This is a genomic window from Terrimonas rubra, from assembly GCF_042686025.1.
Lineage (GTDB): Bacteria > Bacteroidota > Bacteroidia > Chitinophagales > Chitinophagaceae > Terrimonas > Terrimonas rubra.
In genome coordinates, this window is sequence record NZ_JBHUOZ010000001.1 from 845641 (window position 1) to 852984 (window position 7344).

Annotated in this window: 5 protein-coding genes; 4 read left to right on the top strand and 1 reads right to left on the bottom strand. The window is 43.3% G+C overall.

The window, feature by feature from the left end:
• Positions 1-155 precede the first annotated feature (155 nt).
• A complete protein-coding gene (locus ACFS6H_RS03610; protein WP_386095309.1) occupies positions 156-1661 on the top strand; it encodes a hypothetical protein in 1506 nt (501 codons plus the stop codon).
• A gap of 33 nt (positions 1662-1694) precedes the next feature.
• Here the strand turns inward: ACFS6H_RS03610 and ACFS6H_RS03615 are convergent, their stop codons facing one another.
• Entirely contained in the window at positions 1695-2735 is a 1041-nt protein-coding gene (locus tag ACFS6H_RS03615) for a DUF4421 domain-containing protein (RefSeq protein WP_386095311.1), read from the bottom strand.
• 77 nt (positions 2736-2812) lie between these two features.
• Here ACFS6H_RS03615 and ACFS6H_RS03620 point away from each other — a divergent pair, with 77 nt between their 5' ends.
• From ACFS6H_RS03620 to ACFS6H_RS03630, 3 genes are read left to right on the top strand one after another with little or no spacing between them, the layout of a single operon-like run.
• Positions 2813-4060: a serine hydrolase gene (locus tag ACFS6H_RS03620; protein WP_386095313.1), complete on the top strand. Its 1248-nt coding sequence runs from the start codon at positions 2813-2815 to the stop codon at positions 4058-4060.
• A gap of 50 nt (positions 4061-4110) precedes the next feature.
• Positions 4111-6618, top strand: coding sequence for a glycoside hydrolase family 9 protein (locus ACFS6H_RS03625; RefSeq protein WP_386095315.1), 2508 nt, complete (start codon positions 4111-4113; stop codon positions 6616-6618).
• A gap of 10 nt (positions 6619-6628) precedes the next feature.
• Positions 6629-7303: a sterol desaturase family protein gene (locus ACFS6H_RS03630; RefSeq protein WP_386095317.1), complete on the top strand. Its 675-nt coding sequence runs from the start codon at positions 6629-6631 to the stop codon at positions 7301-7303.
• Positions 7304-7344 lie beyond the last annotated feature (41 nt).

Consider the following 7344-nt stretch of genomic DNA (forward strand, 5'->3'; position numbering starts at 1 on the left):
CAATAGTAACTCCGGTCAGCTCCTGTTCCCGCTGTCCGCTATACCCCGGTCTTATTTACCGGGGTGCCGCTTCCATCGGGCAGCCTTTCGGCAACAGTACAACCATACACTGAAATATATTTACCTTCACAGCCTGCATTTAAATGCTACTGCTGATGATGAATAAAATCAACAAATGGGCCCTGTACTTTTTACCGCTGAGTATCGTCCTGTTTTTTTATTTGAATAACTTCAACCGTTTTGGACACTTATTATTAACTACACCGGTCTTTATATTATTCCTCATTCATACAGCCTTTGCCTACCTGTTATTATCGCTGGGCTTTCTTGTATGCAGGAAAAATAAAGCGGTAGCTTTACTCTTTACCTCGCTTTTTCTCGTTTTCTTTTTTGCCTTCGGCTCCCTGCAGGACTTCCTCTTTAATCATCCATGGAAGTTTTTTAAACTATTGTCCAATACCATCATTATCACGCTTCTTTTTTTAAGTGGTTGTTTGTTACTGAGCTGGTGGTTAAAAAAAAGGAAAACCCTTGTAGTTCGGCTCAACCGCTTTTTATTATTGGTATTCACTTTCTTCCTTGTGTATGAAGCAGGGTTCGCCTTTATGTATCAAACACTGAGAGCAGATAAACTGACCGCACAACCACAACAAACATTCAATAACACGCCCACAGCCAAAGACAGCCTGCCGGATATTTATCACCTCTTATTCGATAGTTACACCAGTAATGAGCAACTGGAAAAACACTGGCAATATACCAACCCGCTTTACAGCCAGCTCGATTCGCTTGGCTTTTTTACAGTAAACAAAGCCACCAGTAACTATTCCTTAACCGCACTGTCACTAAACTCCGCTTTTAACATGAATTACCTGGCGGGAAATAAAAAAGAAAGAATACACAGTTTCGATAATTTCCTGTTATGGTCATTGAACCTGGAAAACAACAGCTGGTTCCGTTTGTTGCAGCAATACCAATACAACGTAAAACTCCACTCGCTTATTTACGAACCGTACAGCACCAAAGCCAAAGGCAATATGGCCCACGGAAGCCCGCAAAGCTGGCTACGCCTGCAAACTTTTGAAAAAGTTGTCTTTGATCCCTGGCGTCTTAACCAATTAAAAAAACTCGTAGGAAGTTCAGCAGCTTTACCGCCTTCGGTAGCTACAAAATTCGGTGCCATGCAGCAGTATAACCTTAATACTGCCGAGCAGGTATATAAAGACCTTGCAATACCGGCCGCCGGACCCGGTTATGCTTTTTACCATTTCCTGCTGCCCCACTATCCCTATCTTTTTGATGCGGCAGGTAATCCTTTACCTGTAACTGCCGGCACCTTGGGTCTGGATCCCAAAGGTTACCTGCAACAGGTACAATACAGCAATCTACTTATCAATAAACTGGTAAGATCTATACTGGCAAATAAACCGGCCAAGCCTAAGATCATCATCATTTCCGGTGATCATGGTTTTAAAGATTTCCAAATGGGAGCAACAGATACCAGTCCTTACCAGACCATCACCGCCATTTATTTCAGTGATAAAAATTACACGGCACTGCCCACTGAAATGAGCCTGGTAAACCTGTACCGGTTTGTGGCCAATAAAACATTTAAACAAACCCTGCCGGCTTTAAAGGATAGTATATTACAGGGAGAATAACTTATGAAAAGAGAAGCCTCAATCAGCTGGTAGTTAAAACCGTTCTTCTACCTCACGTATCCTTTTCTTCAATAATCCTTTTGGCGGAAATCTTTTGGCAAAGGTGATCCGGTAATTACCGGTGCTGAAAACATAGTCTCTTGACGATACCACACCGGGCGCTGTAACCCGGTTTGCGACCCACGACAGAGAAGCCGACCACTTATCATTGTTATAACCAACTACAGTACGGAAAAACAAATTAGGACTAAACGTGGTTTTGGAAACAGTAGTACCGTCTTCCTTTCTCTCCTTTACAAAATTTAAATTGGTATTAATGGTGGAGGAAGCCATCGCAAAAAAATGCTCCTTATACACAAAAGTGTAGGCATAACCGGCACCGGGGCCCAATGAAAAAAAACTGGATTTTGCAATATACTGCTGCGGGTAAAAATTAAACAATGCTTCCGGCACCAGGGCGCTATCGGCCTTTACCAGGCCATAATACACTTCGGCCCCGACTAAAAAAGTGCCGGCCGATTTTTTCTGCCACTCATTCTGCAGAAATGCCGCTTTATAAGAAAAACGGTCATAGTTCAATATATTAAAAGCACTAAAGCCCAGCTTGCGTACTTTAATATCAGGACGCTGGTAAAATGTCAGCGGGTCATCATTACCATATCCTTTAGGACGTAAATAAAAACCGCCATAAAACTGGCCCAGCAGATCCACCATCCATTTACGGGTATAAATATGCGTTTGCAGGTCAAGCGAACGGGTTTTTCCTTTTACATCATTATCCGGATTAATAAAAGATAAAGGGAAACTGGCATTTAAAGTAATAGGACCATAAGACACACCTACACCCAGGTTCAATGCTCCATTAGGGCGGTATTTAAGCGGCCGTACGCCCTGGTGGCCCTGTATATTTACATTGGTGTACTTACCTGAAAAAAATACACGGCCAGTAATCAATTTAGGATAGGTCTCATAATAGCTGCTGTCAAAGTCTACTTTCTTTTTTTGTGCCATGCCCGTTAAAGAGCAGGCAGATAACAAAACAGCACCCGTCCATTTTTTTATACAAAACACCATTTGGTAAAGTAAGTGAAAAAAATTGTGCCGCAAATAAACGCAGGCTTTTATTTTGTGTTAAGTTGTAACTTAACAACATGTTACGGATAATATTTTTATTTGTTATGATGATCACTGCTATGTCTGCACAAACCCAGACCCGCAATAGCCCCTGGTTAAAAAAATATTTACACCAACATGCTTCTCCTTTTTTGCAGGGTATACTGCAACAGCCGGACAGTTTCCGGTACCAACTCATCTACACACAGATCAACCGCGACAAAAACAACAAACCTTCTTTCAAACATTTTTATCTGAATGTTGATAAGGGCCGTTATTTCAATCCCGCCTCCACCGTTAAAATGCCACTGGCTTTTTTAGCCCTGGAAAAACTGAATAACCTGCATATTGAAGGCTTAAACAGTTATAGCGACATGTTAACGGATAGTGCTAGGCCTCCCCAGACAGCTGTAACCGGCGACCTCACCGCAAAAAACGGCAAGCCCTCCATTGCACACTATATCAAAAAAATATTCCTGGTCAGCGATAACGATGCCTATAACCGTTTATATGAGTTCATCGGGCAGCAAACCATTAACGAACGCCTGCAGCAAATGGGTTACAATACCATGCAGATCACCCGGCGCTTTGTACGCATGACGGAAGAGGAGAATAAATACACCAACCCTATCAGCTTTTACAACGGGCAGCAATTAATCTATCAGCAACCGGAAGCATACAGCCAGTTCAAATTTGATTTCAGTAAACCCCGTTTCATTGGTAATGCCCATTACGATCGTGATGATAAGCTGGTGAACAGCCCTATGGACTTTACCACCCATAACAATGCCCCGCTGGCCGATCTGCAGCAGATCTTACAATCCGTTTTATTTCCCGGATCGGTAAAAAAATCGCAACGGTTCAATTTAACTACAGCAGATTACCAGTTCCTGTACCGGTCCATGAGCATGCTTCCTTCCGAAAGTGATTATCCGAAATACGATACCACGGAGTTTTTCGATAGTTATACCAAATTCTTTTTCTTCCGCGATAAAAAATCACCGGTTCCTGATCATATCCGCTCTTTCAATAAAACCGGCTGGAGTTATGGCTTTTTAACCGACATCTGTTATATCGTCGACTTTAAAAATAATATTGAGTTCATGCTCAGCGGAAATATTTATACGAATAAAGATGGTGTATTGAACGATGATAAATACGAATATAACGAAACCGGTTATCCTTTCTTTAAAGAGGTGGGTGAAATTATCTATAACTACGAACTGAACAGGAAACGTAAACACCCGCCCATATTGGACGATTGGAAAAAAGTAACCGGTAAATAAACCGGCATATATACCACCGGGTGTCACGGCCCGCACAAAAACAAGATCATATGAAAATATTATTGACCGGCTGCTGCTGTTTAATCCTGCTGGCCGTACAGGCCCAGCAAAGCTGGATACGCATTAACCAGTTAGGTTATAAAACCGCCGCGCCGAAAATAGCCGTCTGGTGCAGTAAAACAAATACCCCCGTCAGTAGCGGTCAGGTTATCAACGCCGATAATAATAAAGTGGTCTTCACCATAAAAGGTATAAAACAATTCGGTGCTTACGGCCCGTTTACCCAAACGGCACAGCTGAACTTTTCTGCACTCACCATACCAGGCAATTATAAAATAAAAGCAGGCAATGCGGAATCGCCGGTTTTTAGAATAGGTAATGAGGTGTATGCGGGCACTGCCGACTTTGGCCTGCGTTATATGCGGCAGCAACGTTGCGGTTACAACCCTTTTTTAAAAGATAGCTGTCATACACAGGATGGTTACGCCCTCTATGGGCAACAGGCCGGTATACCGGATAGTAGTTTTGTAGATGCTACCGGCGGCTGGCACGATGCCAGCGATTATTTGCAATACGCCACCACAACGGCTAACGCCACTTACCATTTATTAATGGCCTACCGTGATTTCCCCACAGCCTTTACCGATACAAAATCAGCCAACGGCGATGAGGGTCCCAATAATATAGCCGATGTACTGGATGAGGCAAAATGGGGCCTGGACTGGTTATTAAAATTACACCCGCAAAAGGACCGCATGTTTAACCAGGTAGCGGATGACCGCGATCATATCAGTATGCGTATACCCGGTTTGGACAGCCAGTACGGTAAAGGTTTCCAGCGGCCGGTCTATTTTATCAATGGTGAGCCGCAGCAAAGAGGTAAATTTATGAATAACACTACCGGCACCAGCTCCACCGCCGCTAAAATTGCCAGCGCCTTTGCATTAGGCGCCGGTTTGTTTGCCAAAAAACAACCTGCCTATGCTGACCTGCTCCATAACAAATTCTTTTCCGCTTACGACTATGCCCATATCAAAAAGGGCGTAACACAAACCGTTTCCGTTAAATCGCCTTATATCTATGCCGAGGATAACTGGACCGATGATATGGAACTGGCCAGTGTATATGCCTATCGGCTGGATAAAGAAAAAAGCCTCCAACCCGCTTTTGAATATGCACAGGCCGAGCCGCTCACCCCTTGGTTTACTACCGATACGGCTGCGCATTACCAGTGGTACCCCTTCATCAACCTGGGCCATTACGAGCTGGCAAAACAATTAAAAACCCGTACCGATCCTGTTTCACAGGAGCAATACAAAACCATTATTGATTTTTATAAACAAGGCATCCGGGCGGTGGCTGAAAGAGCATCGGCCAATGCCTTTAACCGGGGTGTGCCCTTTATCTGGTGCAGTAACAACTTAACCACGGCCTTTGCCATACAATGTTACTGGTACCGGAGTTTAACCGGTGATACGCAGTTTGAACAGTTAGAACAGGCTTGTTTTGACTGGTTATTTGGCTGTAATCCCTGGGGCACCAGCATGGTGTACGGACTGCCGGCCAGGGGCGACACACCGGTTGATCCGCACTCCGCCTTTACCTATCTTAAAAAATACCCCATTGACGGCGGCCTGGTAGACGGGCCTGTGTATACCAGCATTTACAAAAACCTTATCGGCATAAAGTTATACAATGAGGATAGCTACGCTCCTTTTCAAAGCGACCTGGCCGTTTACCATGACGATTATGGCGATTACAGTACCAACGAACCCACTATGGATGGTACCGCTTCCCTCGTTTATCTCCTGGCCGCACAACATACAACACCTGCGGGGCATCAAACAATGAGCAAAGGAGCCATTATCCGGGGCGACAGCACCCAAAAAACCATTGCCCTGGTATTTACCGGGCATGAGTATAATGACGGTGGTAGTTTTATTGCCAACACACTTGCACAAAAAAACATCAAAGCCTCGTTCTTTTTAACCGGTCATTTTTATGAACAACCGGCCTTTACAACTGTTGTTAAAAAGTTAAATTCTGCCGGGCATTATATGGGCGCACACTCCTATGCACATCTGTTGTACTGTGACTGGAAAAAAAGAGACAGCCTGTTAATAACTCAAAAACAGTTCACAACAGACCTCTTACAGAACTATAATGTGATGAAAAAGAAGGGAATAAACACTGCTGCAAGTACTTATTTCTTACCCCCTTACGAATGGTATAATGACACAATAACTGCCTGGACCGCTAAACTAAACCTACAATTGATTAATTTTACACCCGGAACAATCAGTAATGCCGATTATACCTGGCCCGAATTGCCCAATTACCGCAGTAACGAGGCCATTTATAACTCAATAATAAAACAGGCTGAAGAAGCCCCCGCCGGTTTGAACGGTTATATTTTATTATTACATATTGGAACTGATCCAAGGCGTAAGGAAAAGTTTTATACCCTTTTACCCAAACTGATTGACCATTTAAAAAACAAACAATACCGGTTTGTTACTATTGATAAATTATTAAAGCCAGAAGATAAGAAAATCTGAAAAGTGAATTATGAAAACGGAAAAGATACATAACAAGGGACAGGCCCGTTTATTTAAGAGTGATTACCTGGAAATGCTGACAAAAACCCACCCACTGGTTATCTGGGGCATGTATATTCCTGTTATTGCATACATGTTGTATTATAGTCACAATACCATCGGGCTGAGCGTAGGCAAAGTAGCGGCAATTTTCGGTGGCGCTATGTTGTTCTGGACATTATTTGAGTACCTGGCGCATCGTTTTATTTTCCATTGGGCCAGTGAAAATAAATTTATCCAGAAGTTTACCTATACTATTCATGGTAACCACCACGAATATCCCCGTGACAGGCAACGTTTATTTATGCCGCCGGTGCCCAGTATTTTACTGGCCGCAGTGATTTTCTTTACCATGTACATTTTTTTACGTGGCTATACCTTCTCCTTCTTCCCGGGTTTTATTTTCGGTTACCTGTCGTATGGCACCATGCACTACGCTATCCATGCCTGGAACCCGCCTTATAAATGGATGAAAGCGCTTTGGCGTAACCACCATTTACACCACTACAAAAACGATGAGCTGGGTTTTGGCGTTAGCTCTACCATGTGGGATCATGTATTCGGTACCATGTTTGACCTGAAAAAAGAAAAAGAAGACAAAAGCAAATCACAATCGCTGATGTTTAAACCAAAAGAAACCAGATAGTTTTTTCCTACATACAAATCGGCCGCCGGATATCCGGCGGC

Bases quoted from the DNA above. Each gene is read 5' to 3' on its own strand.
- ACFS6H_RS03610 (WP_386095309.1), top strand. From the start codon at position 156: ATGATGAATAAAATCAACAAATGGGCCCTGTACTTTTTACCGCTGAGT.
- ACFS6H_RS03620 (WP_386095313.1), top strand. From the start codon at position 2,813: ATGTTACGGATAATATTTTTATTTGTTATGATGATCACTGCTATGTCT.
- ACFS6H_RS03630 (WP_386095317.1), top strand. From the start codon at position 6,629: ATGAAAACGGAAAAGATACATAACAAGGGACAGGCCCGTTTATTTAAG.
- ACFS6H_RS03615 (WP_386095311.1), bottom strand. From the start codon at position 2,735: ATGGTGTTTTGTATAAAAAAATGGACGGGTGCTGTTTTGTTATCTGCC.
- ACFS6H_RS03625 (WP_386095315.1), top strand. From the start codon at position 4,111: ATGAAAATATTATTGACCGGCTGCTGCTGTTTAATCCTGCTGGCCGTA.